Origin of the sequence: Nocardia brasiliensis (assembly GCF_011801125.1) — a bacterium.
GTDB classification, from domain to species: Bacteria; Actinomycetota; Actinomycetes; order Mycobacteriales; family Mycobacteriaceae; genus Nocardia; species Nocardia brasiliensis_C.
Map to the genome: position 1 here is coordinate 3,888,834 of NZ_CP046171.1, position 24,314 is coordinate 3,913,147.

Consider the following 24,314-nt stretch of genomic DNA (forward strand, 5'->3'; position numbering starts at 1 on the left):
TGAAAAGCCGTGCCGTGCATCGAGATACGACCTAACGCGCCGCCTCGCGACGCGCTGAACAGGGTAGTGGGTGAAGGGGTGCGGCTCCGGTTCATGCCCATCCTCCGGCGCGGGCGCGGGTGCGGCGGAGCAACCAGAAGAAGAAGGGGCCGCCGATGAGGGAGGTGAGCATGCCGAGGGGGAGGTCGGCGTTGTGTACGAGGGAGCGGGCGGCGACGTCGGCGGCGAGCAGGACCACGGCGCCGAGGATGGCGCTCAGCGGAATCAGCACGCGGTGCGCGGGGCCGACGAGCATGCGGACCAGGTGCGGGACGATCAACCCGACGAACAGCACGATCCCCGTAAACGCGACGCCCGCGGTGGCGAGGATCGCGACGATCAGGATCACGTTGCGCCGCAAGCGTTCCACGTCGACGCCGAGATGACGCGCGGCGGCTTCGCCGAGCGCGAGCAGGTCCAGCCGCGGCGCGATGAGCACGGCCGCGGTGATACCGACGCCGCCGAGGATCGCGACGACGCTCACCGAATCCCAGGTGGCGCCGTTGAGCGAACCGAGTTGCCAGAATACGATCTGATCGCGCGCGGCGGGCGAGGCGACGAACAGCAGGAACGCGATGAGTCCACCGGCGAAGGCATTGATCGCGACACCGGTCAGCACCAGCGTGACCACCTCGGTGCGCCCGTTGGCGCGGGCCAGCGCGTACACCAGTGCGGTGGTGGCCAGCCCGGCGACGAACGCGGCCGCGGCCACCGACCACGCCGCGACGAACGCCCCGCCGACCACGATGACCGTGCCCGCCCCGACCGCCGCCCCCGCCGACACCCCGATCACACCGGGTTCGGCGAGCGGATTGGCGAACACCCCCTGCAGCAGTCCGCCCGCGGTGGCCAGCGCCGCACCGACGAGCATCGCGAGCAGCACCCGCGGGAACCGCACCTCCCACAGCGTCACCTCACCCGCGGGATGCGCGGGCAGCGGACCCCAGTCGAGTCCGATCCGATGCAGCACGCTGCCCGCCACCTCGGCGGGCGTGGTCGGCACCTGCCCGATCGCGGCGGAGGCCAGCGCGAGCGCGATCAGCCCGGCGATCGCGACCGCGAAAACCACGGTGGTGCGCGACCGTCCGCGTGACTTCGGTGCGGGCGTGACAGGTGAGCGGGTGACCGTGGTGTCGGTCATGCGGGTTTCGGGCCGTACACGGCCTCGCCGAGGGCCGTGATGACCCGGCCGGTGTTGGGGCCGAAGCTCAGCACCACGGTGTCGGCCATGTCGACGACGCGCTTGTTGCGTCCGGCGGGCGTCTGCGCGATGCCGGGCACCTTCTCCAACCCGTCGACGCCGCCGACGGATTTCAGTCCGTCCGACATCACGATGAGCACGTCGGGCGCTGCGCCGATCATGGCCTCGCTGGTGATCGTGATGAACGGCTCCGACAGCGCCGAGCCCGCGTCGTCCGCGCCGAGCGCGGCGATCAGGGCGTCGGCACCCGAGCCGGGGCCCGCCAGCATGGTGATCGCGGTGCTGCGCAGGTACAGGAAGGCGATCTTCAGCTTCGGATCCTGCTTCGGCATCGCCGCGATGGCGGCCGCGATCTCGTCCTGGGTGCGCCGCGCGAGCGCCTGCCCCCGGTCGGGCACACCCAGTGCGGCGGCGACGGCTTCGATCTGCGGGCCGACCCCGTCCATGGTGCGCTTCGGATCGAAGAAGACCACGTTCACCCCGGCCGCGCGCAACTGATCCCGCAGCTGCGGCGTCACCGTGACGTCGTCGGTGAGGAACACCGAAGGACGAAGCGCCAGTACGCCTTCCAGGTTCAGCGACCCGTTGCCGCCTGCCACGATCGGCACGTCGTGGATCGCGGGGTTGGCCACGGTGCCGCGCCCGATCAGCTTGGGCCCCAAGCCGAGTGCGTACACGACCTGGGCCAGCGTGCCGTAGCGGTCGACGGCGATGATGCGGCTCGCGTCGGTGATGGTGACGTCGGTGCCGTCGAACGAGCGCACCGTCACCGGCAGGGCGGGTGTCGGCTCCGGCCCGATCGGCACCGGATCGAGGTCGGTGAGCTTCGCCGTCGCGGGCCCGCGCTGACCGGAGTTCGTTGCGGCACTGTCGGTACCGCACGCCGCGGTGCACACCACCAGGGTGAGCGCGAGCAGCGCGAGCGCCCACCGGACCAGCCCGCCGCCGCGCCGTGCCCGGACCGACCGCTGTGCCGACGTCGCATGCCTCATGAAGGCAAGCCTAAGACGTGCCGCGCGAGGGCAGGCAGGCGGCACACGCGCGGTTGATCATTCGGTGCGAGCGCTCACGTCGTCCAGCGCGGCCGCGATCGCGCGGGGCAGCTCGAGCGCCTCGGCGGCGAGCACGCCGGTGAGCTGGCCGATATCGCGGGCCCCGACGATCATGCTCGCCACACCGGGACGATCCCTGATCCAGGCCAGCGCCACGGCGAGCGGCGAGGTGCCGAGCCCGTCCGCGGCGGTGACCAGCGCGTCGACCACGCGGGTCGCCCGCTCGTCGAGACTGTCGCGGATATCGGCGGCGGTCGACTCGTCGGCACCACGCGAATCCGCGGGCACCCCGTCGCGGTACTTGCCGGTGAGGATGCCGCCCGCGAGCGGAGCCGAGGCGATCACCCCGACCCCGTGGTGCTGGGCGGCGGGCACGAAATCGGTTTCCGCGCCCCGCGCGAGCAGCGAGTACGGCGTCTGCGCTGCGCTGGTCGGGGCGAGCGCGGCGAGGCTGGCCAGCTGCCAGGCGTTGAAACCGCGCACCCCGGCGTAGCGGACCTTCCCGGACCGGACCGCGAACTCGAGCGTCGCGGCGACCTCCTCGAGCGGCGTCCGCGGATCCCACACCCCGACACTCCAGATGTCGAGGTGGTCGGTGCCCAGCTCGAGCAGCGTCCGGTCGAGCTGACGCAGTAACGCGCGCCGGGAGGTGTCGACGTCGGTGTGCGTGGCGTCCGGCACGGCGGGGCCGACCGGGGCGGGCGTGACCCGCGGGGCGATGCCCGCGCAACCACTGAGCACCAGATCGTCACGGGAGACCAGATCGCCGAGCAACTCGGCCAGGATCCGCTGTGCGCCACCACCGGTATAGGCCGGGGAGGTGTCGACGAGGGTGCCGCCCGCTTCGACGAACGCCACCAGCTGTACCCCGGCGTCGTCGGTATCGGTGTGCGTACCCCAGGTATGGGTCGCCAATCCGATCCTGGACACTCGTAGGCCACTGCGGCCGACCGTCCGTTGTTCCATCACCGTGCCCACGCAATCGTCACGGCGCCAAGCCTAGAGCGTGCGCGGGCCTGCGGTCGCCCACCGCGCAGTGGGGTCGCGCGTCGTGGCAGTCGTGCGCGGCGTCCGGGCATGGCAGCGGCGGGCATGCCCCCGGCGCGCCGACACTGTACTGTCGCTGCGGGATTGCGGCCGAGATCACGGCACCGCGACCCACCTGTTGACCAATTGCCCAGTCGGAACGAATCTTTCGGGCAGCACGGATGGAGGCGGAATGAGTGACCGGGAGGCTGCATGACCGGCGAATCGATGACCTGGTTGCAGGCGCTGGTGCTCGGCCTGGTGCAGGGACTGACAGAGTTCCTGCCGATTTCCTCGTCCGCGCATCTGCGCATCGTGTCGGGGGTGTTCTTCGGTGACGACGCGGGCGCCTCGTTCACCGCGGTCACCCAGCTTGGCACCGAGGCCGCCGTGCTGGTGTATTTCGCCAAGGACATCTGGCGGATCGTGCAGGCCTGGTTCACCGTGCTGGCCCGCAAGCTGTCCGCGGCACGGGAGACGGTTCCGATCACCGACCAGGTGACGACGCGACTGCCCACCGTGACGGACGCGGCGGCCGAACGCTATTTCGACGAGGAACGCCAGCGCGAACTCGACTACCGCATCGGCTGGTATGTGATCATCGCCACCATCCCGATCGGCGTGCTCGGGTTCCTGTTCAAGGACGTGATCCGCACGGCGGCGCGCAACCTGTGGCTGATCTCGTTCATGCTCATCGCCTTCGCCCTGGTGATCGCCGCGGCCGAGTACTACGGACGCAAACAGCGCCCGATCGAGCGGCTGACCACCCGCGACGGCCTGGTCATGGGTTTCGCGCAGTGCCTCGCCCTGATCCCCGGTGTGTCGCGCTCGGGCGCCACCTCCTCGGCGGGCTTGTTCCTGGGGCTGACTCGCGAAGCGTCCGTGCGCTTTTCGTTCCTGCTCGCGATTCCCGCGGTGACCGCCTCCGGTCTGTTCAGCATCCCGGACGCGTTCAAACCCGCTGGTGAGGGGCTCAACGCGAGTGGACCGCAGCTGCTGGTGGCGACCATCCTGGCGTTCGCCGTCGGGTACGCGTCGGTGGCGTGGCTGCTGAAGTTCGTGGCGAAGCATTCGCTGGACTGGTTCGTGGGATACCGCATCCTGCTCGGGCTGACCGTGATGGGCTTGCTCGCCACGGGGGTCGTGTCGGCCACGTGAGCGATCGCATCGGCCTGCCCGTGCGCGGCGGCCACACGACCGGCCGGGCCGTGCGCGGCGGCGCTCCGGTGACGAATACGCTTAGGCTGACTACATGACGGTGATTCTGCTGCGACACGGTGTGTCGACCTCGAACACCGCCCGCACCCTGGCCGGTCGAAGTACCGGCGTCGAGCTGACCGAGCGCGGCGAAGAGCAGGCAAGGGCCGTCGCCGAACGGCTCGCCGGGCTGCCGATCGAGCGGATCGTGCATTCGCCGCTGCTGCGCTGTCAGCGCACGGTGGCACCGCTGGCGGAGAAATTCGGGCTGGAACCGGTATTCGACGATCGACTCATCGAGGTCGACTACGGCGACTGGACCGGGCGCCCGATCAGCGAACTGCTGGAGGAGCCGCTGTGGAAGGTGGTGCAGCGGCACGCCTCCGGCGCGGTGTTCCCCGGTGGGGAGGGCCTGGCCCAGGTGCAGAGCCGCGCGGTCGCCGCGTTGCGCGAGCACGACCGGGCCCTGGCCGAACTGCACGGCGGTGACGCGCTGTGGGTGGCCTGCACGCACGGTGACGTCATCAAATCGGTGCTGGCCGACGCGCTGGGCATCCATTTGGACGGGTTCCAGCGGATCATGGTCGAGCCCGCCTCGATCAGCGTGATCCGCTATACCCCGACCTCGCCGTACGTGTGGCGGTTCAACGACACCGGCGCCGATCTGTCGGCGTTGTCGAATCAGCAACGACCTGTTGCCGATTCACGCTCCGCGGGACAGCAACCCGCGGCGGATCCGGACGGCCCGGTGCCCGGCGGCGAGCTGGGTGGGGCGGGGAGTGCGGATAATGGGAATGCGGAGCGTTGAGATTCCTTGTACACGGATAGTCGGCGGCGCCGCGCCGCGGATAGTCGATCAGGGCCACGTATCAGGAGGTGCATGTGTCACGCGCAATCCATGTATTTCGCACCCCCGATCGTTTCGTCGCCGGGACTGTCGGTGAGCCGGGCGATCGCGCGTTCTATCTGCAGGCCGTCCAGGAGCCGAGAGTAGTCAGCGTGCTGCTGGAAAAGCAGCAGGTGAAGGTGCTCGCCGACCGGATGGGCCTGCTGCTGGACGAGGTGGCCCGCCGCTTCGGCGCCGAGGTGCCGCCGCAGGCCGAGGACATCAGCGACAGCGCCCCGCTGCTTATGCCGGTCGACGCCGAGTTCCGGGTCGGCACGATGGGGCTCGGCTGGGACGCCGACGCGAACGCCGTGGTGGTGGAGTTACTCGCGATCACCGAAACCGAGGTGGACGAGTCGGTGGTGCTCGACGACACCGAGGAGGGGCCGGACGCGGTGCGCGTGTTCCTGACCCCGATTCAGGCGCGCGAGTTCGCGTTGCGCTCGACTCGGGTGATCGCGGCGGGGCGTCCGCCGTGCCCGCTGTGCGGTGAGCCGCTGTCGTCGCGGGGGCATATGTGTGTGCGGACCAACGGTTACAAGCGCGGAGACATCTTCGGCGCGGCCGAGCTAGAGGAGTGAACGGTGACGCGGGCCGGGGATCGGTTCCACAGTGGTGAGTTGACGGTGATCGGGCGGATCAGTACCGCCAGCAACGTGACCCTGGTCTGCGACATCCTCGACGACGGCGAGCCACCGCTGCGGGTGGTGTACAAACCGGTGCGCGGTGAGCGTTCGCTGTGGGACTTTCCCGATGGCACGCTCGCCGGCCGGGAGGTGGCCTCCTATCGGATCTCGGCGGCTGTCGGCTGGGGCGTGATCCCCGAGACGATCCTGCGCGATGGCCCCTACGGGGTCGGCATGGTGCAGCGGTGGGTGGACGGCGTGGACAACCACACAGAGCGCGGGAATCGACTCGACCTGGTGGACCTGGTGCCGCAGGGTTCGGTGCCCTCCGGGTTCTGCGAGGTGCTGCGCGCGCAGGACCCCGCGGGCAACGAGGTCTCGCTCATCCACGCCGACGATCCACGACTACAGCGCATGGCCGTGCTGGACGTGTTGCTGAACAACGCCGACCGCAAGGGCGGGCACGCGCTGGAAGGCACCGATGGACAGGTCTACGGGGTCGATCACGGCATCTGCCTGCACAGCGAGCACAAGCTGCGCACGGTGCTGTGGGGGTGGGCGGGTCAGCCGTTGAGCGAGGCGCTCGTCGCCGACATCACCGCCTTCGCCAAGGAACTGCCCGGCACGGTCGCCGACGAGCTGGCCGAGCACATCACCGACGCCGAGATCGAAGCGCTGATCGATCGCACCCAGGAACTCGTGGACGACCCGGTGATGCCGGCACCGCGCACCGCACGCCCGATTCCCTGGCCCGCGTTCTGAGCACGGCGTGCAGGTTTGCGTGCAGTGCCGAATTCGATTGAGGCGCTTGCGGTTCGGCGGGTAGGGCGCCCGGTCGGGTGAGTCGGTGCCGGTTTCGACGCGCACCCGCTGCCCGGCGGGCAGGGCGTGCGAGTTCGCATCCCGTGCCGATCGCCGCGTGTGACCCGGGTATTGCCCTCGACGGGCGCACGCGCTAGCGTCGCGCGCAGCCGGTGCGCGGACGATCGACATCGGCGCCGCGGGCACCCGGTGACAAGGGACTCTGCGAGAGCGAAAACCTTGACATCCCATGATTCGGCGATTTCCGCAGGTCGCGCGCGGCGTATCAGAGTCCTTCGGCGGGGGATCGGCCGGGGCGGACGGCGCGGATCTCGACCCCACCTTTACCCTCGAATTATGCAGTCCTGGTCCGATATCGCCCTACCCACCATCCCCGGAGCAGGGCCACCGTTGCGGTTGTTCGACACCGCCGACCGTCAGGTGCGGCCGGTCACACCCGGCGCCACCGCCACCATGTACGTCTGCGGGATCACCCCCTACGACGCCACCCACCTCGGTCACGCCGCCACCTATCTGACCTTCGATCTGGTGAACCGCGTGCTGCGCGACTCCGGGCATGAGGTGCACTACGTACAGAACGTGACCGACGTGGACGACCCGCTGTTCGAGCGTGCCGAACGCGACGGCGTCGATTGGCGCGACCTCGGCACGCGCGAGATCGAACTGTTCCGCGAGGACATGTCCGCGCTGCGCATCGTGCCGCCGCGCGAATACGTCGGCGCGATCGAATCCGTCGACGAGGTCGTCGAATTCGTGCAGAAGCTGCTGGCCTCCGGCGCCGCGTACGTGGTCGACGACGCCGAATACCCCGACGTGTACTTCCGGGCCGACGCCACCGAACAGTTCGGTTACGAATCCGGCTACGACCGCGAAACCATGGAGCGCCTGTTCGCCGAGCGTGGCGGCGACCCCGATCGGGCGGGCAAGCGCGACACCATCGACGCCCTGCTGTGGCGGGCCGCGCGTCCCGGCGAACCGTCGTGGCCCGCGCCGTTCGGTGCGGGGCGGCCCGGCTGGCACATCGAGTGTTCGGCGATCGCGCTGAACCGGATCGGCCCCGAGTTCGACATCCAGGGCGGCGGTAGCGATCTGATCTACCCGCACCACGAGTACTCCGCCGCGCACGCCGAATCCCTCATCGCGGGTCGCCGTTTCGCCCGGCACTATGTGCACGCCGGCCTGATCGGGTTGGACGGCGAGAAAATGTCGAAGTCCAAGGGCAACCTGGTGCTGGTCTCCACGCTGCGCCGCGGCGGTGTCGACCCGTCGGCCATCCGGTTGGGTCTGCTCGCCGGTCACTACCGTCAGGACCGCATGTGGACCGACGCGGTGCTCGACGCGGCCAAGGCTCGCCTCGACCTGTGGCGGCGCGCCACCGCGCTGTCCAGCGGCCCCGACGCCGCCGACACCATCGCCCGCCTGCGCCAGCACCTCTCCGACGACCTGGACACCCCCAAAGCCCTGGACGCCGTGGACAACTGGGCCCGCCAAGCCCTCGACTACGGCGGCCCCGACCAGACCGCCCCCACCTCCCTCCGCACCGCCATCGACGCCTTACTCGGCATCACCGTCTGACCCCGGGGAAGCGGGGACCACCCCACCCCGCCTCCTCCGGCCGACACCCAGGCGGCGACACGCCGCTGGAAACCTGGTCGCCTGATCACCAGGTAATGGTGGCGGCATCGCCCGAGAGCCCTCCGCCACCATTACCTGGTGATCAAATGTCCAACACCTGCCCGTTGCCGGGGAGTGGTCGCGCGCTCGCCGACCTGAGTGGAGCGCTCCAATTCCCGAGCCACCTCATGCGGGACGTCGGCTCGGGACGGCGCCGCGCCTTGCTCCACCTGCACGGCTACCGGCGCGAATGGGTCAAGCCGCGCTTCATCGAAGTGTCCGCGCGCGACCTCGACCCCGAAGTACGGGCGACGACCGCACACGTCATCGCGACACGCGGCGCACGCACCCACCGCACAGTGCTCGACCAACTCCGCGACGACCCGGCTCCCCACGTGCGCAAGACGGCCGCGCAAGCGTTCGGTCGCCTCTCACCCCGACACGGCCCTGCGCTCCAACAGCACACCTTCGGCTTGCGTCGATCCTCGGCAAGGGCAACGGTTCCGCGCAGTCCGAGCGGTTCCAAAACCCTGGACGCCGTGCACAATTGAGCGCGGCTCGGTCAGTCGCGCGCAACAGCTCGCCGAGCCCTTGACCACGGCGGCCACGATGCCACTTTCCCCGCCTCGATCCGAACCGCCAGGGATGCCCGCCCTGCGTCACCGTGCGACGGGAGGTACGGGCCACGCCGCGCACCGCCAGTCCGCACCGTCCCACGTCAGCAGAAACGGCGCCGCATGATCGAGCGGCCTGCCCCACACCGAACTCCCGAGCCCGCACAGCCGCGATACCGTCACGCTGAGCGCGGCCACGTGACCGACAACGACGATCGTCTCCCGGGGATGCGCGTCCGCGATCGACGTGAAGGCGCTACTCATCCGAGCCACCACCTCGAACCCGGACTCACCGTCGCTGACCCGCCGCGCCAACTCGCGCGCGACGATCCAGTCGCGCAGAACCTCGGCGGTCCGGCGGCGGGCCGCGGGATCCGTCGACCGCCTCGTCGGTGCTGATCCCGACCTCGTCCAGTTCGGGCAGCGATCCGGAGCCCTCGCTCCGCTGCGAAGGGAACGGCGGAGCAAGGCCGGTTCGTAGGCTGCGCCCGTCAGAGCCCGGCCAGTACTCGATCGAGGGTTGCCTGGCCCAGAGGTCCCCAGGATGGCTGGCCGCGATCTCCGTTCTGTCCCAGGAGCATCCGCAACAGGCATTTCAGGCGGTTTGGCGCGTGCGTAATGCCGTGCTGCAGTAGATCGCCGAGATCGGCTCCGCACGCAGTGCGTGGGCGGCTTGGTCTTGGCCGTGGGGGTGAGCGGTGCGGCGGGGACGGCGCCAGCGATCTGGGCGACGACGTTGTCGGACTCGGCGTGCCGTAGGCACCAGATTCGGCTGCCGGTCACGGCTCGCGTCTCGGGTTCCGGAGCGGTCGGGAGGAGCGATTTCAAAACAGTTCGGAAATTTCTGTCGGGGGATGTCGAGAATGCTGGGGTGGCTCCGTCCCCGGGGCACGAGCAGCCGAACGGCAGCGCTGAGACGAAGGAACCGACCATGCACGCCAACGAGATCACCGAGATTCTGACCAAGCCGCTGAGCCAGGAACTGCTGGCCCGCGACCTGCTGCGCATGGCTTACGTCGCCAAGGACGGCACGCCGCGCAACATCCCGATCGCCTTCACCTGGAACGGCGAGCAGATCGTCGTGTGCACCACGAAGAACGCGGCGAAGGTGCCCGCGCTGCGGCACGCGCCCGAGGTGGCATTGACCATCGACACCGAGGTGCACCCGCCCAAGATCCTGCTGCTGCGCGGCCGCGCCGAACTGGACGAGGTCGACGGCATCCCAGAGGAGTACCTGCAGATGAACGGCACCTACGAGATGACCGCCGAGCAGCGCGTCGAATGGGAGGCCGAGGTGCGCTCGCTGTACGACGGCATGGTCCGCATCGTCATCACCCCCACCTGGGCCAAACTCATCGACTTCGAGAACACCCTCCCGTCCGCCGTCGAAGAACTGGTCCAGCAACGCGCCGAACGCCAGAACGCCTGAGCACACGCCGCATGGAGAGCGGCACGGCGGGTGCCGCGGAGCTGAGGAGTCCATGGCACTTCAGCACGGGGAGCGCACGGCTGGTGCGGAACAGTGGAGGAGGCTATGGCACTTCAGCACGGGGAGCGCACAGCCGGTGCTGAACAGTGGAGGAGCCCATGGCGATCGGTACGGCCGGTGCCGAACGGAGGCGGAGAGCCCATGGCATGGCGATTGGGCTGGACCATACGGGGATCGTGGTCGAGGACCTCGTGCCGCTGTCGGTTCTTCGTCGAACTCGGTCTGGAGCTGGAAGGCGAAACCGTTGTGGTCGGCCAGTGGGTGGATCAGCTCGTCGGCTTGGGGGAGTGGCGGGCGAATGTCGCGTTCTTGCGCGTCCCCGACGGCAGCGGTCGGATCGAGCTGCCGACCTTCCAACACCCGTGCGGCACGCCGTGAGTCGGTCAACGACCCGTGCGGCACGCCGCGACCCGGTCAACCACCCGCACCGCACGCCACGAGCCAGTCAACACCCCGGGCATCCCGCGCCTCACTTTCGTGGTCGAGTCTGCCGCCGACACCTTCGACCGCCTGCGCCCCCACAGTGCCGAACGCGATCGCGCAATACGAGGACATCTACCGTTACTGCTACGCCCGCAGCCCGGGCGGCGTGATCATCGGCCTCGCCGAGGAACTCACCCGACCGCGTCCACCCCTCCAGGAACGCACCCAACTCAGCCGCGCCCGCGTCCTTCGGCCGACACACAGGCGGCGACACGCCGATGGGAACCTGGTCGCCTGATCACCAGGTAATGGTGGCGGCATCGCCCGAGAGCCCTCCGCCACCATTACCTGGTGATCAATTGACCAACTGAATACCTCACCCGTTGACCTTGGCGATCACCCGCTCCGCGAACCGGGACAGGTTGGTGATCTTGGTGTCGAGGGGCTCGGTGTCCTGCTCGAGGGTGTAGGGGAGGCGGAAGCCGACGATGACGTCGGTGACGCCCTTATCCTCGAGCCGTTTGACGCCGTCGACGGTGAACCCGTCGAGGGAGATCACGTGGATCTCGAAGTCCTCGCGGGTGCCGTATTCGGCACGCAGCGTGTCCAATTCGACCAGGAGACGGTCGAGTTCGTCGCCGTCGCCGCCGGCGTGCATCCAGCCGTCGCCGCGTTGCGCCGCGCGCCGCAGGGCGGGCTTGCTGTGGCCGCCGACGAGGATCGGAACGGGCTCGCTCGGCACCGGACTGATCTTGATCGGCGGAATGTCGTAGAACTCGCCGTGGAACTCGAAGTAGCCGCCCGCGGTGAGCCCGCGCACGATGTCGATGCACTCGTCCATGCGTGCGCCGCGCTTCTCGAACGGCACGTCCATGATCTCGAAGTCGTCGGGCCACGGGCTGATGCCGACCCCGAGCCCGAAGCGGTTGCCGCTCAACGCCGCCACCGACGCGGTCTGCTTGGCGACCAGGACCGGCGGCCGGATGGGCAGCTTCAATACGAACGGCGTGAACCGCAACGTGGTGGTGGCCGCCGCCATCGCCGCGCTGAGCACGAACGCCTCGATGAACGGCTTGTCCTCCAAGAACTCTCGATTCCCGTCCGGCGTGTACGGGTATTTGGCATCGGAGTCGCGCGGATAGGCGATGCTGTCCGCGACCGCCATGGAGGTGTACCCCGCCGCCTCCGCGGCGCGGGCCAGCGGGATGTAGTACGCCGGGTCGGTCATCGTCTCGGCATAGGTGAAGCGCATGTCTATCGCCTTCCTGGCACCACGGGTGCGGCACCGCGTGCGTCCCGGCGCGGCGCCCGAAGCACGAGCCTCCCCGAGACAGGTTCCACTCGGGATGCAGGCCGACCTATTCGAGATGCTCGGCATTCAGGTTCGCCCCGCCGTCGGCGCCGAATCCTGCAACCCCACCCGCCCAACTAAACACGAGTGCTTAACACAGTCAAGGTGTGTGTTTAGTAGAGTCTGGCTATGCACATCGCCGATTCGCGTGCGGCACTGCTCGACGCGGGGGAGCGGCTCATCGCCGAACGCGGGGTCGAGGTACCGCTGCGCGATATCGCCGCGGCCGCGGGCAACCGCAACAACTCCGCCGTGCACTACTACTTCGACTCACGCACCGGCTTGATCGAAGCCATCGTCGACCGCCGCATGAACTGGCTCGAGGACCGGCGCATGCAGCTGCTCGCCCACTACGAGGCCCAGGGCAGCGCACACGACCTCGACACCCTCGTCACCATGCTCGCCGCCCCGATCCTCGAACTCGTCGCCGCCGACGGCGTCACCCACTTCGGGCGCTTCCTGGAAGTCGTGCGCGCCCACCCCGTCATCGCCGATCCCCGCCGCCTCGCGGGCGCCGACCGTGCCGCCGTCCGCATCATCGCCACCCGGCTCAGCGCCGCCCTGCCAGACCTCACCCCGCGCAAACGCAGGCAACGCCTCGAAACCATGGCCACGGTCATGTTCGCGCTCATCGCCGACTACGAACGCGCCCTCGAAGCCGGCGTCCGCACACCCCACCCCGACGACACCGCGGAGATCACCGCCATGATCGTCGCCATGCTCACCGTGACCCGCTGAAAACCGCCGCCGAATGCCCGATCGCGGCGAACCCGTACCCGATGTGATCTACGCCCGACCCGAACCCGGCCTACCGGAAACGACCACACCCCTGGGATACGGTCGCGGAGTGGAACTCCTAGGCATTCACCACGTGGCGATCATCGCGTCCGACTATGTGCGCTCCAAGCGGTTCTACACCGAGACACTCGGGCTCGCCGTGATCGCCGAGCACTACCGGGCCGAGCGCCGCTCCTACAAACTCGACCTCGCCATCCCCGGCGGCAGCCGGATCGAGCTGTTCTCCTTCCCCGAACCACCCCAGCGGGTGAGCCGACCGGAAGCCGCCGGGCTACGCCACCTCGCGTTCGCCGTGCGCGACGTCGCCGCCACCCTCGACGCGCTCACCGCCAAAGGCGTACGCACCGAAGAACTCCGCGTCGACGAGATCACCGGACAACGGATGGCGTTCTTCTTCGACCCCGACGACCTGCCGCTCGAACTCTACGAAGTCTGATTCATCCCGCGCGCCCGCCGCGCCAATTCGACTGTCGCCGCCCGCAACTCATCGATCGCCCCGATCGGCTCCGCGTAACCCACCCGGGTCCGCGCCACCCCGCGCGGCGTCACCACCCGCAGATCCAGTCCATACCGGTCCGCGCGCTCACAACTGGCCTCCGTCGCGTCCGGATACCCGCCCAGCGCCTGCGCCATCGCCAGCAACGCGGGCGCGTGATCATCGTTGAGATGCGCGATCGCCCCCGCCGCCACCGGCACGATCGGATCCGCCGACACCGCGGCGTACTGCTCGGCGCTCGCCGAATCCATCCGCCCATACCCGCCGACCCAGCGCACCCGGCGCACCCGCAACACCCACAGCGAGAAATCGCTGTAATCGATGTAGTGCTTCGCCGCGGGCACCGCCGCAAGATGCGCCTCCCGCGCCGCCTCGGCCTCCGCGCCCGTCGGCCGCTCCACCACACCGGCGAGGGTGATCCTGGTCCCCGCCAACGGATCCGCGGGCATATCCGGCGCCACGATCGCCACACTCGCCCGCGGATCGGCGGCCAGATTCCGGCCGTGCTCGGCCAGGCGCGACACACACAGCACCGGCTGCCCGTCCAGCAGCCCATACGTCACGAACGACGCCCACGGCGTGCCGTCCTCGCTCAAACTGGCCAGCGTCGCGGTATTCGTCGCGGCGGCAACCGTTCTCGCCTCCTCCGCCGCCGAAGGCCGAGCCGAATTCGCCACCGGCCCCGTGGGCTGCGGAATCGAGGGCGCGTCGCCGGGGTCACCATGGTCGAGAGTCATGCCGTTCATCCTCTCCTGCCCGCCCGACACGCGGACGACGGGTCTGTCTCCGAGCTGCCGTCTTTCAGCCTGCCACGTCGAATCCCCCTGCACGGCGGAGTCGGTGGACCGGATTGGGCGCGCGAATCGCGCGCGAATAGACCAGACTTGCCGGGTGACCCGATACGCATTCGACGCCGACCGCAACGTACTAGTCGCCACCTGGGCGACCGGACGCGGCGACCTCGCGCAGACGGTAGCCGTGCTGTCCAGGCAGGTGACCCACGATCAGGCAACCAATCTGGCGTCGAACCTGACCACGCTGTCCCGGTTCCACTGGCGCACCTACACCCACCCCGCCAGCGCGGCAGGCGACCCCGACATCCCCAACAGCGAAGCCTGGCGCCGCGCCGAAGAACGCCGCAACTTCAAAGAGGTCGAAGCAGGCCTGCGCAACCCCAACCTGCCCTCCGCGGAAGGGCTCGTCGTCTCCTACAGCGGCGTCGTCGAATCCGCGCACCGCGTCGGTCGCACCCTGCACGACATCGACGACCCGGTCCTGCGCGACACCATCGCCGCCGAAGTCAGCGCCGAACAGGCCGCCATCGAATCCGCCGAACGCGGTGACCTCTCCGGCCGCGCCCGCCAAGCCGTCGAACTGTCCCGCCCCGACGTCTCCCCAGCCCAGGTGCAGGCCGCCGACGACCTGCTGCGCGCCGACCCGCTCGGTTCCATCGAGCTGTTCACCGAACTCGACCCCGCCTCCGCCGCCGTGGCCGCCGCACACTGGCTGCTCGCCGCCGCCGAAGTCGCGGGCGAGATGGCAGGCGTACCCGCCACCGATGTCGTCGTCGAGGCCGACGACATCGAGGCACTCCAGGTCGAGACCCCCACCCTGGTGCTCGAGCGTCTCGACGCGGGGGAGAGCCCCACCGAGGTCGTGGTCGACCTCATCGCCGAGGCGATGGCCGTGCACGAAGGCCGCGTCCCCGCGCCGTGGGCGGTCGTCGGCCGGGTCGCCGAGATCGAGGAACAGGCCCGTACCTTCGAGGTCGACGCCGACACCCGCGAAGCCATGCTCGCGAGCTTCCGGATCAGCCGCCTCGACCCCGCCCGCCCCGCCCTCGACCTGCTCGAAGACCTGCTCGACGGCATCCGCGGCTGTCTGCTGCTCTATGCGGCCCACGCCGAGGACGAGGACGACGTCGAAGCCCTCTTCGCCGCCGACGTACGCATCGAAGCCGACTCCGACCCCGAGCACCTGCTCTAGCGGCAACCGCGATGTCGGCACGGTGTGCGTAACGGCATGCCGTGCCGACCTATCGTGGTCAGCTCAGCGCCTCCTCGACCGCGCATTCCGGCGCCGTGCTCAACCAGCGGACCAGACTCTCGTACACCGCGTAGTGGTTGAGCAGGGAGAAATGATTGGCCGCCGGAACGTGCAACCCGTTCGCGTCGTCGAAACCGATCCGCCGCGTCCGGTTGCGCCCCGCCGCACTGGTCGTGAGCACCAGGCCGTCGCCGATGATCCGCCCCAGCGGATGTCGATACCGACACGTCACGCACGCGGTCACGAAGTAGTGCGCCGCCCCCTCCAGCAGCGGGACCTCCTGAATCGCTCTGCGCCGCAACGTGTCGGTATCGACATCACGCCAATCCGCGTCGACCAGCGAACCCTGTCGCAGATCGCGGATCCCCGCACTCCGCCGCCGCAGCAACCGCCCGAACGGGCGCGTCTCCGGCACCCGCACCAACGCCGCGGACCCGACATGCGCCAACTGCTCCAACGGCGCCCCGAGATGCGGCGAACCGAGACAGACCAGATGTCGCACCCGCCGCACCCACGCCTGCCCGGACTCACTCGCGTCGAAACACGCCCCGCGCGCGACCAGCCCACCCATCGAATGCCCCACCAGCGACACCTGCTCGATCCGCACCGGCCAATGCGCCACCACCCGCCCCAGCAACTCGCTCAGCTGCCGCGCGTTCTCCGAGATGTGCAGGCCACTGTTGTAGCGGACCTGCAGCGTGCTGTACCCGAGATCCTGCTCGATTCCCTCGGCGTAGCTCGTCCGTCCGCCCAACCGCCACGCGTGCTCGGTCTCCACCAGCCCGTGCAGGAACACCACCACATGGGAACTCGGCCTTGTCACAGACTGGCCGATCCGCTCGGGCGCCACCGGCTGCCCGTCCACCCGCAACGTCATCGGCCCGGCGAGGATCGGTCGGGACTGTTCCAGGTCGTCACCGATGAATCCCTGTAGCGCCCCGAGGAATCCCGCCCCGAACACTGTGCGCGACGGCGGCTGCGCGCCGGGCAGATCCGCCGTCCGCTCGGCCAGCCTGCCCGCCGCCACCGCCGAACCACGCACGATCCGATACACCCCATCGGCGATCGCATCGTGGAGCACCGCGACCGGCTCGACGGCCGGACCGACCCCCAGCCGCACCGTCGCGAACACCCGGCCCGCGATCGCTCGATGCACCGCCGCGACCCCCGCGACCGCGCCGCCGAGCTCATCGCCCGCCAACCGGGCGAGGGCACGCACCTCGGCCTGTCGCTGCGCCGTCTGCTCACTCATGATTTCAGTGTACGGTCGTGCACTGAAATCGTCGCAGTGAAGCGGCTACGGCACCCGCGTCACGCCCACCGCGGACTCGGTGAGGCTGCCCAGATACAGCGTGCCCTCGTGCTCGACCACACCGGTCACCATCGCGAAGTTCGTGCCCTCGGTCTGCAGGTCGTGCACCACATTGCCGGCGAAGTCGATCGCAAGCACCCAGATCGTCTTCGCCGGCTTGGGCTGCAACCGGTCCGGCAGCAGCCACGCGATGCGGCGCAGAATGCCGGGCAGCGGCAGCAGCCGGTCCAGGATCGGGTTACGCGCGGCGGGCAGCGTGATCCAGATCAGCCCGTCGCTGCCGAGGCCGAGATTGTCCGGGAAGCCGGGCAGATTCTCGATCAGCAGATCTCGGGTGCCCGCTTTCGGCCCGGTCAGCCAGTGCCGCGTCAGCCGGTAACCGCCGGTCTCAGCGACCACCACGCACGACCTGTCGGGTGCGAGCACCACCCCGTTCGCGAAATGCAGCCCGTCGAGCAGGACGTCGACCTTGCCGGACGGATCACGCCGGAACAGTCGACCCGTCCCGGAATGCTCCATCAGGTCGCCCATGTACTGATCGAGCGGAAACCGACTGCTCGACGAGGAGAAGTAGATGGTGCCGTCCGGGTCGCGAACGACGTTGCTGGCGAAGGGGAGTGGCGCGCCCTCGAACTCGTCGACCAGTACCTCGAGCGTGCCGTCCGGCCGTAGTTCCAACAGTCCGCGTTCGAAATCGCAGATCAACACGGTGCCCTCTGGGTCGGCGTGCAGGCCGAGCGGTCGTCCACCGGTGTGCACGAGCAACCGGACGTCGCCGGTCACCGGGTCGATGCTGTGGATCGCGCCGTCCCCCGTTCCGGCGAGTATTCGTCCGTCCGGCGCGCGCACCACGTCCTCCGGACCGGCCGCGGGCAGCTCCAATCGGCGGACCGTGGGAAGCGGTGGGGTGCTACGGGTTTCGCGCGCTCGCCGCGGAGCGGGGGGAGGGGTCCAGCGTTGCGGAGTCATCGTGGATGCGAGCACGTCTCAGGGTAGCGCCGGGGTAGGGGCTACCTGGTGGATTCGGGAATCGGCAGGAGGGGCCACGTTCGGTCGAACACTGTACAAGGCCTCAGTCGATTGACTATTGAATTAACATGTCCATACGTAGATATGCGCATTTAACTATGAGAGTCCGTATTTACAAATCCTGCGGTAGGAGAGTGCGCACGATCAAAAGAACTGCCTAGACGACAGGGGCACACTCTCCAGACGACCGCTACGGCTGGTGCGTGATCGCGTACCAGAGCACCGCCATGGTGCCGACCACGAAGAGCGGGGACAGGATCCACGTCTCCAGCTTGTTTCCGGTGCGCTCGATGACGGGCAGGCTGGTACGCAGCTTGAACGGCCAGAACAGGCGGCAGCCGCGGTCGGTGAGGCAGTCGCCGAGCAGGTGGGTGAGGGCGCCGAGGCCGACGCAGAACGGCAGCCAGACGGGTTTGTCGGCGATCCAGTGGTCCATCGCGAATGTCCCGGCCACGGCGAGCACGACGACGGTGCCCCACGCGGAGAAGCCGTCGCCGGGCGGGCAGAGATGCAGCGCGCGCACGGCCAAGGCCAGCAGGAAGAACACCAGCCCCAGGGTGAACCAGCGACCGATCCAGTGCTCGCCTGCCCACGTCCCGTAGGTCACCGCGGCTACGAAGGCCAGGGAATGCGTGGCGTGGCGATGTCCGCCCGACACCCACGAGATGATCTTGCAGAGCGAATAGGAGAGCGGGCCGAGCACATGCGCGATCGTTCCGTTCGGGTGGTCGGCGTCCGGCAGCAGGGCGGCGCCGGCCGTGAGAAACGTGCCGAGCAACAGATCGACGGGGCCGAGATGTCCGGTGGCGCCTTGAATCGCGGGGTAGGTCAAGATCGCGACGGGCAGCGTCGCTGCCGCCGCCGACCAGGCCAAAGCGCCACTGGTCGCATGAGAATGTCCAAGCACCGATTGAACGTTAGTTCACCTCACGAGTATTCGGCGAATGCCGGTTCAGTGATCTTGGTAGCCAAGAACATCCAGCTGGGGGAGGTGGGGTTCGCCTCAGGCGGAAGGGGGTGTGGGCGCAGGTCGTGCGCATCGGAGGGGCTAGGGTGGGTGTCTCATATGACGGAAGAACAAGCGAAAGGCGCACGCGCAGCGATCCTTTGAGGTCGTCTTTAAATCCCATGCCGGTACGCTCCTGTGCGCATATATGCATATAAATCTCTACCTTGCCGATCCGACATCTCGAACGCTCTCCATAAAAGACTGCACGGGCAGGGGAGACCTGCACCTCTCACGGTCGAGCGAAGGGATCCACGATCCGGTGTAGCGCATGCAGATCCGACTCCAGGGTGTAGAACACCCGCAGTGCGCCCACGAACGCGAACAGCCCGCATACGCACAGCGCGACGATCGAGGCGATCACCGTCTGCTGCTGGGTCGGATCGAGGAACGCCACGCCCGCGGCCACCCCGAATAGCGGCACGGAGGCGGCGATGCCGAGGTAGATCCGGCTACGCCGCGCCAGCCGATGCAGCTGCACCGCCTCGCCGGGGAACCCGTGGCCCGCGGCGACCAAACCGGGGTAGTACCAACGGAGTACGAAGAAGGTCACCGGGAAGTAGGTGTACACCACCGCGACGGCGGCCGCGACCAGGTGTGAGGCGATCAGGTTGATCAGCAGCCCGGGGGAGAGGTCGCCGATCTGCTGGAGCTTGACCAGGAAGACCCCGAGCGCGAGCACCCACCCCGTGAACGCGACGGTGGCGATGCGGTCGCTACAGGCGAGGGTGTCCGCGCGCGCTTTGGCCAGGGTCTTGTCGTCGTAGCGTTTGCCGCGGCGCAGGCCTTCGGGCACGAGGAAGACCAACCGGCACCAGTACAGCAGTAGCCCGATGCCGATCGGGTAGCCGATGGCGGCGGTGATCAACGCGAGCCGGGTGAGCTCGGTGCGCCCGTCGACGCTGAGTTCGAGGTCGAGCAGCTGGGTGTTGTGTCCGGCGAGGTACATGCCGCCGAGCAGTTGACCGAGCGCGCTGGACAGCGTGACGACCGGCATCGGACGCATCCGCAACCGCCCGCGCAGGCTGTGCGATGGCGGGTCGATGAGGTCGCGGGCGGTGCGGTCCAGGGCTAGGTTCAGTTGCTCGGCTAGTTCGGCGCCGGTGCGGTAGCGGTCCTCGCGGTCCGGGGAGAGGCAGGTGAGCAGCGCGTGGCGCAGGATCTGCGGGCAGTCGGCGGGTGTGCCGTTGCGGTGCTCGTCGATCGGCCGCCTACGCAGCTCGATCATCCGGGTCAGTGAGGTGTCGGATTCGCCGATGCCGATCTCGTCGGCGAAGGGGAGTCGTCCGGTCAGGAGCTCCCACAGGACCACCGCGAGGGCGTAGAGGTCGCTGCGGGTGTCCAGATCGGCGGCGGTGGTGGGCAGCGTCGGGTGACAGGCCTCGAGCTGTTCGGGCGACATGTACGCCAGCGAACCACCGAAGTACGCCACGGGACTCGCGCCCGGAATGTGGGTGCTGAAGCTGATATTGAAGTCGGCGAGCTTGGGTTGACCTTCGACGGTGAGCAGCACGTTGGCGGGTTTGATGTCGCGGTGCAGCACCCCGGCGCGGTTGGCGTAATCCAGTGCGGTGGCGAGCCTGCGGCCGAGCCAGGCGACGGCCTCGGGCCAGGTGAGGTTCGCGATCTCGGTGCGGGTGGTGGACGGTTGGGGCGTGAGGACGCCGCCCGCGCTGACCGCGGTGTCGACCGCGTCGAGCAGCAGTTGTCCGGTGCGCTTGTCGATCGGTGTCGTGCGGAGCAGTCGCAGCACGCCGAGCAGGGTGCCGCCCGGCACGTACTGCATGTACATCAGCTTGAGGTGCTGTTCGGTGATCTGCTGCTGGTCGAACACGCGCACGATGTGTTCGTGGTCGAGTTGGGCGAGGGTCTGCGGTTCGCTGCCGCGGTCGCGGGAGATCTTCACGGCGACAAGGCGTTGCATCGATCGCTGCCTTGCGAGGAAGACGCGCGCGAACGCGCCCTGTCCGAGCCCGATGAGCAGGTCGAAGTCGCCGATGGTCGCGCCGGGCGCGATGGTGTCGAGTGCGTTGGCGGTGGTGGCGTCGGCGAGCAGCGTGGTGCGGAAGTTCTCGCCGGTGTCGAGGCGTTCGGCGATCTGCGCCATCTGCGTGGCGAAGTCGTGTTCGTATTCGGTGAGGTCGAGGTCGTCGCCGCCGCGGCTGCGCGCGGTGATCTCCTCGTAGATGAGGTCCGGTGGCAGCGGGGCTGTGTCGAGTTCGGGGAACTGGGCCCGGTAGTCCGCGAGGCGTTTGCCGATGCCGGAGACGCGCCAGCGGTGCTGGAGGTCGACCTTGATCAGTTCGATGAGGGCGGATCGGCGAAGTGCGGCCTCGGCCGGCAGGTGTGCGGCCAGGTCCGGCGGTTCGTCGGCGCCCTCCCAAGCGCTGTCGAATCCGACGACCAGTTGCGTCAACGCGCTTTGCGTCGCTGTCACCCGGTCGCCACCATAGTGCGTTTCCATGTGGCCCACCCGATCGAAATGGCTTCCCGAGCCCCTCACCGAGCTTAAACGATCACCTCGGTCGGGACCTTCGAATTATCCGCCACCGCGGCCTCATGCAACAAACTATTGCGCATCGACCGATGGTGGCCTACCGTAACGTGCAACATAATGTTGCATATTGAAAGGCTTGGAGATGGAGTACGGACGCATCGAACGGTCCCTGTACATCGACGCCGCCCCGGAGGTGGTCTACGAGGTCGTCAGCAGTCCGGAGCACCTGCGCGAGTGGTGGTCCGACGACGCTTCGCTCGCTCCAGCACCCGGCGCGGTCGGCGAATTGGTGTGGGGAGACCGCGACGGACCGGATGCCTTCATCGCCCCGCTGACCGTCGTCGACGCCCGCCCGCCCGAGCTGTTCTCCTTTCGCTGGGGCCATCCGGCCGACGAACCCGCCGACAGTGGCAACTCGCTGTTCGTCACCTTCGAGCTGACCCCGTCCGGAACGGGAACGACCCTGCGGATGACCGAGGTGGGTTTCCGGGAACGGGGTTGGGGGATCGCCGAACTGGAGCAGGCGTACAACGACCACATTGCCGGCTGGAACCGGCACCTGCCCGACCTGGCCGAGTATGCCGCGAAGGTGGGTGCGGCCCGATGAGCGCCGCGGTCGACGACGAGCTGTGGTCCGCGATAGGGGACCCGACCCGGCGCCGCATGCTCGACCTGCTGCTCGCCGAGGGCGCCGGAACCGCCACCTCGTTGAGCGCGCACCTACCCGTGACCAGGCAGGCGATCGCCCGCCATCTCAGCGTGCTCGACCGCGTCGGCCTGGTGCACGGCACGCCGTCCGGTCGCGAACACCGGTACCGCGTCGACGACGCCCAATTGGCGCGCGCCGTCGCTCAACTCGAAGCGGTCGGTTCCGCATGGGACGCGCGACTGCGGCGCATCAAGAAGATCGCCGAAGCGATCCAACGCGACAAGGACAACTGACAAATGCTCGACCGGGTCGGGATCGAATCCTCGACCGACGTCTACGCCGCGCTGACCACGATCGACGGCCTGGCCAACTGGGTGGACCACCAACACCCTCGGCGACGGGTAGGCGAGGTGGTCAGGCGTTCGGCTGCATAGGGCAGTCAGTTACTTGACATAATGTTGATTATCGGCACAAGAACGCAGGCGCAGGAAGGGGTGCTTTGGCGACCGTATGTCGCTGGTGCATACGGTGTTTCGTGTGACGGCTCTCCGGCGTCGGCCCGATGGCTCGGGATTTCCTCGTGGGCTCTGCGTCTTTGTGTCGGTTCGTTGCGGCTTGAATGTCCCCTGAGTGATTCATGGCCTGTGGAAATATTCCGGCGGCTTGGCGGATTGGTCGTAAAGTATTGGATCGGGCCTAGATTGGGATACCCACGGCTCCTCCCCTTGGTCCACCCACCTACCTTCAAAACGTCACTGTGACGTTTTGAAGGTAGGTGAGTGACCTATCACCTTGCGGGCCAATGACTCTGAGTCCGAACTTCTCGCGGGTACCTATCGGTTCGCCTCAGCGGAGCATCGGATAGCAGAACCGCTCCAGCTCCACGCGGGACAGCACACCGAAACGCCCATAACCGGACGAACCCTCATCAGTCACGCCGACATGAAATCGCCAGCACAACACCAAGATTCACCCCGTCGGCTTAGCGTGACTCCCGGATGCTCCTCAACCCCCTGAGCGTCGACGTGCGCGCGACCGCCGGGCGGGCGTCGATCGAGGAAGTCGAAGACCTCCTGGAGCCCTCCCGCGGCACGCTGGAAGATGGTCGCCTGATCAGGAGGAACTGGTGGCGGCATCGGCCGAGAGGCTCCCGCCACCAGTTCCTCCTGATCAAACGACCGGGACCTGGCCGTCCCCCCTGGGCTTGAAAGGCGCTATGCGCTGCGAACTTTGGGCGAGGCTGTCGGGCTATTCGCTCGACGGCGTGGATGGTCGAGGTTTCCTCATTGGCTGTCTATTGCCAGTCCAGCAGTTCTTGATTGGCTCTGTTCTGGATGGCCAGTTGTCGGCGATCCTGGGTCGGTGTTGATTCGTCGGTTGGTTGCGTTGTATGTCGGGCTGTGGTTGTACGGGTTCTCGATGGCGGTGATGGTGCGGGCCGGGCTCGGATTGGACCCGTGGGATGTGTTCCATCAGGGCGTGGCGGGTCATGTACCGCTCAGCTTCGGCGCGGTGACGGCGGTGACCGGAATCGTGGTGCTCTTGGCCTGGATTCCGTTGCGGCAGTGGCCTGGCCTGGGCACGGTGAGCAATGTGCTGGTGATCGCGGTGTCCGTCGATGCGGGGCTCTGGTTGCTTCCGGCTTGGGAGTCGATTCCGGCGCGAGCGGCCGCCATGGGTGCCGCGGTGTTCTTGAACGCGGTCGCGACGGTCCTGTACATCGGCGCCGGCATGGGGCCTGGTCCGCGTGATGGACTGATGACTGGACTGGTCGGGCGGACGGGCATCTCGGTCTGGAAGGTGCGCACCACCATCGAAGTCACCGTCCTGGTAACCGGCTGGATCCTCGGCGGCAGCGTGGGCGTCGGCACCCTCGTCTACGCCTTCGGCATCGGTCCCCTGATCCAACTCTTGATCCCCACGGCCTCCCGGTTCCTCCCGGGGTTCGACCCACATCCCAAACCGCAACCGGCCCCGGCCATCGCAGCCTGAATGCGCTCACCCAGTCAGGATTGAACGGTCCACGCTCCGGGCCGGATTCGATCCGCTCGTCACCCAATTGGTCGGCCGCCGGTTCGGCGGGCGACCACGCGGTCTTGCGGATGTCTGCCACGGTCAGCGTGTCGAAGTATCCCGTCGGT

At 68.3% G+C, this 24,314-nt stretch carries 24 protein-coding genes; 14 read left to right on the forward strand and 10 right to left on the reverse strand.

Annotated elements, in window-relative coordinates:
• Positions 1-91 precede the first annotated feature (91 nt).
• The 3 genes from F5X71_RS17535 to F5X71_RS17545 are packed head-to-tail and all read right to left on the reverse strand — an operon-like array spanning position 92 to position 3,258.
• A complete protein-coding gene (locus F5X71_RS17535; RefSeq protein ID WP_167462990.1) occupies positions 92-1,180 on the reverse strand; it encodes a FecCD family ABC transporter permease in 1,089 nt (362 codons plus the stop codon).
• Positions 1,177-2,232 carry a heme/hemin ABC transporter substrate-binding protein gene (locus F5X71_RS17540; RefSeq protein ID WP_174817088.1) on the reverse strand — a complete coding sequence of 352 codons (1,056 nt, stop codon included), beginning with the start codon at positions 2,230-2,232 and terminating at the stop codon, positions 1,177-1,179. Before F5X71_RS17540 ends, F5X71_RS17535 begins: the two co-directional genes overlap by 4 nt.
• A gap of 57 nt (positions 2,233-2,289) precedes the next feature.
• Complete coding sequence (locus tag F5X71_RS17545) at positions 2,290-3,258, reverse strand: aldo/keto reductase (protein ID WP_167466538.1); 969 nt, start codon at positions 3,256-3,258, stop codon at positions 2,290-2,292.
• 273 nt (positions 3,259-3,531) lie between these two features.
• Here F5X71_RS17545 and F5X71_RS17550 point away from each other — a divergent pair, with 273 nt between their 5' ends.
• The 6 genes from F5X71_RS17550 to F5X71_RS17575 all read left to right on the forward strand — a co-directional run bounded on the left by F5X71_RS17550 (position 3,532) and on the right by F5X71_RS17575 (position 9,014).
• Positions 3,532-4,476 carry an undecaprenyl-diphosphate phosphatase gene (locus tag F5X71_RS17550; RefSeq protein ID WP_174817089.1) on the forward strand — a complete coding sequence of 315 codons (945 nt, stop codon included), beginning with the start codon at positions 3,532-3,534 and terminating at the stop codon, positions 4,474-4,476.
• 94 nt (positions 4,477-4,570) lie between these two features.
• Positions 4,571-5,323, forward strand: a complete 753-nt coding sequence (locus F5X71_RS17555; RefSeq protein ID WP_167462992.1) for a histidine phosphatase family protein — start codon at positions 4,571-4,573, stop codon at positions 5,321-5,323.
• 74 nt (positions 5,324-5,397) lie between these two features.
• Entirely contained in the window at positions 5,398-5,982 is a 585-nt protein-coding gene (locus F5X71_RS17560; RefSeq protein WP_167462993.1) for a DUF3090 domain-containing protein, read from the forward strand.
• 3 nt (positions 5,983-5,985) lie between these two features.
• Complete coding sequence (locus F5X71_RS17565) at positions 5,986-6,789, forward strand: SCO1664 family protein (RefSeq protein ID WP_167462995.1); 804 nt, start codon at positions 5,986-5,988, stop codon at positions 6,787-6,789.
• A 396-nt stretch (positions 6,790-7,185) separates the two neighbouring features.
• The gene (mshC, locus tag F5X71_RS17570) at positions 7,186-8,424 is read left to right on the forward strand and encodes a cysteine--1-D-myo-inosityl 2-amino-2-deoxy-alpha-D-glucopyranoside ligase (protein ID WP_167462996.1); all 1,239 of its coding nucleotides are present in this window, start codon (positions 7,186-7,188) and stop codon (positions 8,422-8,424) included.
• A 227-nt stretch (positions 8,425-8,651) separates the two neighbouring features.
• The gene (locus tag F5X71_RS17575) at positions 8,652-9,014 is read left to right on the forward strand and encodes a HEAT repeat domain-containing protein (protein ID WP_167462998.1); all 363 of its coding nucleotides are present in this window, start codon (positions 8,652-8,654) and stop codon (positions 9,012-9,014) included.
• Positions 9,015-9,122: 108 nt separating this feature from the next.
• Here F5X71_RS17575 and F5X71_RS37605 read toward each other — a convergent pair whose 3' ends face one another.
• Positions 9,123-10,010 (reverse strand): histidine phosphatase family protein, encoded by an 888-nt coding sequence (locus F5X71_RS37605; RefSeq protein WP_342803773.1) that lies wholly within the window; start codon positions 10,008-10,010, stop codon positions 9,123-9,125.
• On the opposite strand from F5X71_RS37605, the gene F5X71_RS17585 reads away from it, so the two are divergent.
• Together F5X71_RS17585 and F5X71_RS36990 are read left to right on the forward strand one after the other, a co-directional pair.
• A complete protein-coding gene (locus F5X71_RS17585; protein WP_238815947.1) occupies positions 9,949-10,506 on the forward strand; it encodes a pyridoxamine 5'-phosphate oxidase family protein in 558 nt (185 codons plus the stop codon). The two genes, F5X71_RS37605 and F5X71_RS17585, sit on opposite strands and share 62 nt — an antisense overlap.
• Positions 10,507-10,707: 201 nt before the next feature.
• Positions 10,708-10,944 carry a hypothetical protein gene (locus F5X71_RS36990; protein WP_238815948.1) on the forward strand — a complete coding sequence of 79 codons (237 nt, stop codon included), beginning with the start codon at positions 10,708-10,710 and terminating at the stop codon, positions 10,942-10,944.
• A 421-nt stretch (positions 10,945-11,365) separates the two neighbouring features.
• On the opposite strand, the gene F5X71_RS17595 is transcribed toward F5X71_RS36990, so the two are convergent.
• The gene (locus F5X71_RS17595; protein ID WP_167463001.1) at positions 11,366-12,241 is read right to left on the reverse strand and encodes a TIGR03619 family F420-dependent LLM class oxidoreductase; all 876 of its coding nucleotides are present in this window, start codon (positions 12,239-12,241) and stop codon (positions 11,366-11,368) included.
• A 228-nt stretch (positions 12,242-12,469) separates the two neighbouring features.
• Here F5X71_RS17595 and F5X71_RS17600 point away from each other — a divergent pair, with 228 nt between their 5' ends.
• Both F5X71_RS17600 and gloA2 read left to right on the forward strand, forming a co-directional pair.
• Positions 12,470-13,078, forward strand: a complete 609-nt coding sequence (locus F5X71_RS17600; RefSeq protein ID WP_167463002.1) for a helix-turn-helix domain-containing protein — start codon at positions 12,470-12,472, stop codon at positions 13,076-13,078.
• A gap of 109 nt (positions 13,079-13,187) precedes the next feature.
• On the forward strand, positions 13,188-13,574 hold the full coding sequence (gloA2, locus tag F5X71_RS17605; protein ID WP_167463003.1) for an SMU1112c/YaeR family gloxylase I-like metalloprotein: 387 nt from the start codon (positions 13,188-13,190) through the stop codon (positions 13,572-13,574).
• On the opposite strand, the gene F5X71_RS17610 is transcribed toward gloA2, so the two are convergent.
• Positions 13,562-14,371: a HugZ family protein gene (locus F5X71_RS17610; protein ID WP_167463004.1), complete on the reverse strand. Its 810-nt coding sequence runs from the start codon at positions 14,369-14,371 to the stop codon at positions 13,562-13,564. The two genes, gloA2 and F5X71_RS17610, sit on opposite strands and share 13 nt — an antisense overlap.
• Before the next feature lie 154 nt (positions 14,372-14,525).
• Between F5X71_RS17610 and F5X71_RS17615 the strand changes: the two genes are divergently transcribed.
• A complete protein-coding gene (locus tag F5X71_RS17615; protein ID WP_203218316.1) occupies positions 14,526-15,620 on the forward strand; it encodes a hypothetical protein in 1,095 nt (364 codons plus the stop codon).
• Between the two features lie 58 nt (positions 15,621-15,678).
• On the opposite strand, the gene F5X71_RS17620 is transcribed toward F5X71_RS17615, so the two are convergent.
• The 4 genes from F5X71_RS17620 to F5X71_RS17635 all read right to left on the reverse strand — a co-directional run bounded on the left by F5X71_RS17620 (position 15,679) and on the right by F5X71_RS17635 (position 21,464).
• Positions 15,679-16,932 carry a lipase family alpha/beta hydrolase gene (locus F5X71_RS17620; RefSeq protein WP_167463005.1) on the reverse strand — a complete coding sequence of 418 codons (1,254 nt, stop codon included), beginning with the start codon at positions 16,930-16,932 and terminating at the stop codon, positions 15,679-15,681.
• A 45-nt stretch (positions 16,933-16,977) separates the two neighbouring features.
• The gene (locus tag F5X71_RS17625; protein WP_238815949.1) at positions 16,978-17,874 is read right to left on the reverse strand and encodes an SMP-30/gluconolactonase/LRE family protein; all 897 of its coding nucleotides are present in this window, start codon (positions 17,872-17,874) and stop codon (positions 16,978-16,980) included.
• Between the two features lie 337 nt (positions 17,875-18,211).
• Positions 18,212-18,928 carry a metal-dependent hydrolase gene (locus F5X71_RS17630; RefSeq protein ID WP_167463007.1) on the reverse strand — a complete coding sequence of 239 codons (717 nt, stop codon included), beginning with the start codon at positions 18,926-18,928 and terminating at the stop codon, positions 18,212-18,214.
• A gap of 331 nt (positions 18,929-19,259) precedes the next feature.
• Positions 19,260-21,464, reverse strand: coding sequence for a serine/threonine-protein kinase (locus tag F5X71_RS17635; RefSeq protein ID WP_238815950.1), 2,205 nt, complete (start codon positions 21,462-21,464; stop codon positions 19,260-19,262).
• Positions 21,465-21,651: 187 nt separating this feature from the next.
• Between F5X71_RS17635 and F5X71_RS17640 the strand changes: the two genes are divergently transcribed.
• The 3 genes from F5X71_RS17640 (at position 21,652) to F5X71_RS17650 (ending at position 24,165) form a co-directional block, all read left to right on the forward strand.
• Positions 21,652-22,131, forward strand: a complete 480-nt coding sequence (locus F5X71_RS17640; RefSeq protein WP_238815951.1) for an SRPBCC family protein — start codon at positions 21,652-21,654, stop codon at positions 22,129-22,131.
• Entirely contained in the window at positions 22,128-22,466 is a 339-nt protein-coding gene (locus tag F5X71_RS17645; protein ID WP_167463010.1) for an ArsR/SmtB family transcription factor, read from the forward strand. Before F5X71_RS17640 ends, F5X71_RS17645 begins: the two co-directional genes overlap by 4 nt.
• A gap of 1,069 nt (positions 22,467-23,535) precedes the next feature.
• The gene (locus tag F5X71_RS17650) at positions 23,536-24,165 is read left to right on the forward strand and encodes a YczE/YyaS/YitT family protein (RefSeq protein WP_167463011.1); all 630 of its coding nucleotides are present in this window, start codon (positions 23,536-23,538) and stop codon (positions 24,163-24,165) included.
• Positions 24,166-24,314 lie beyond the last annotated feature (149 nt).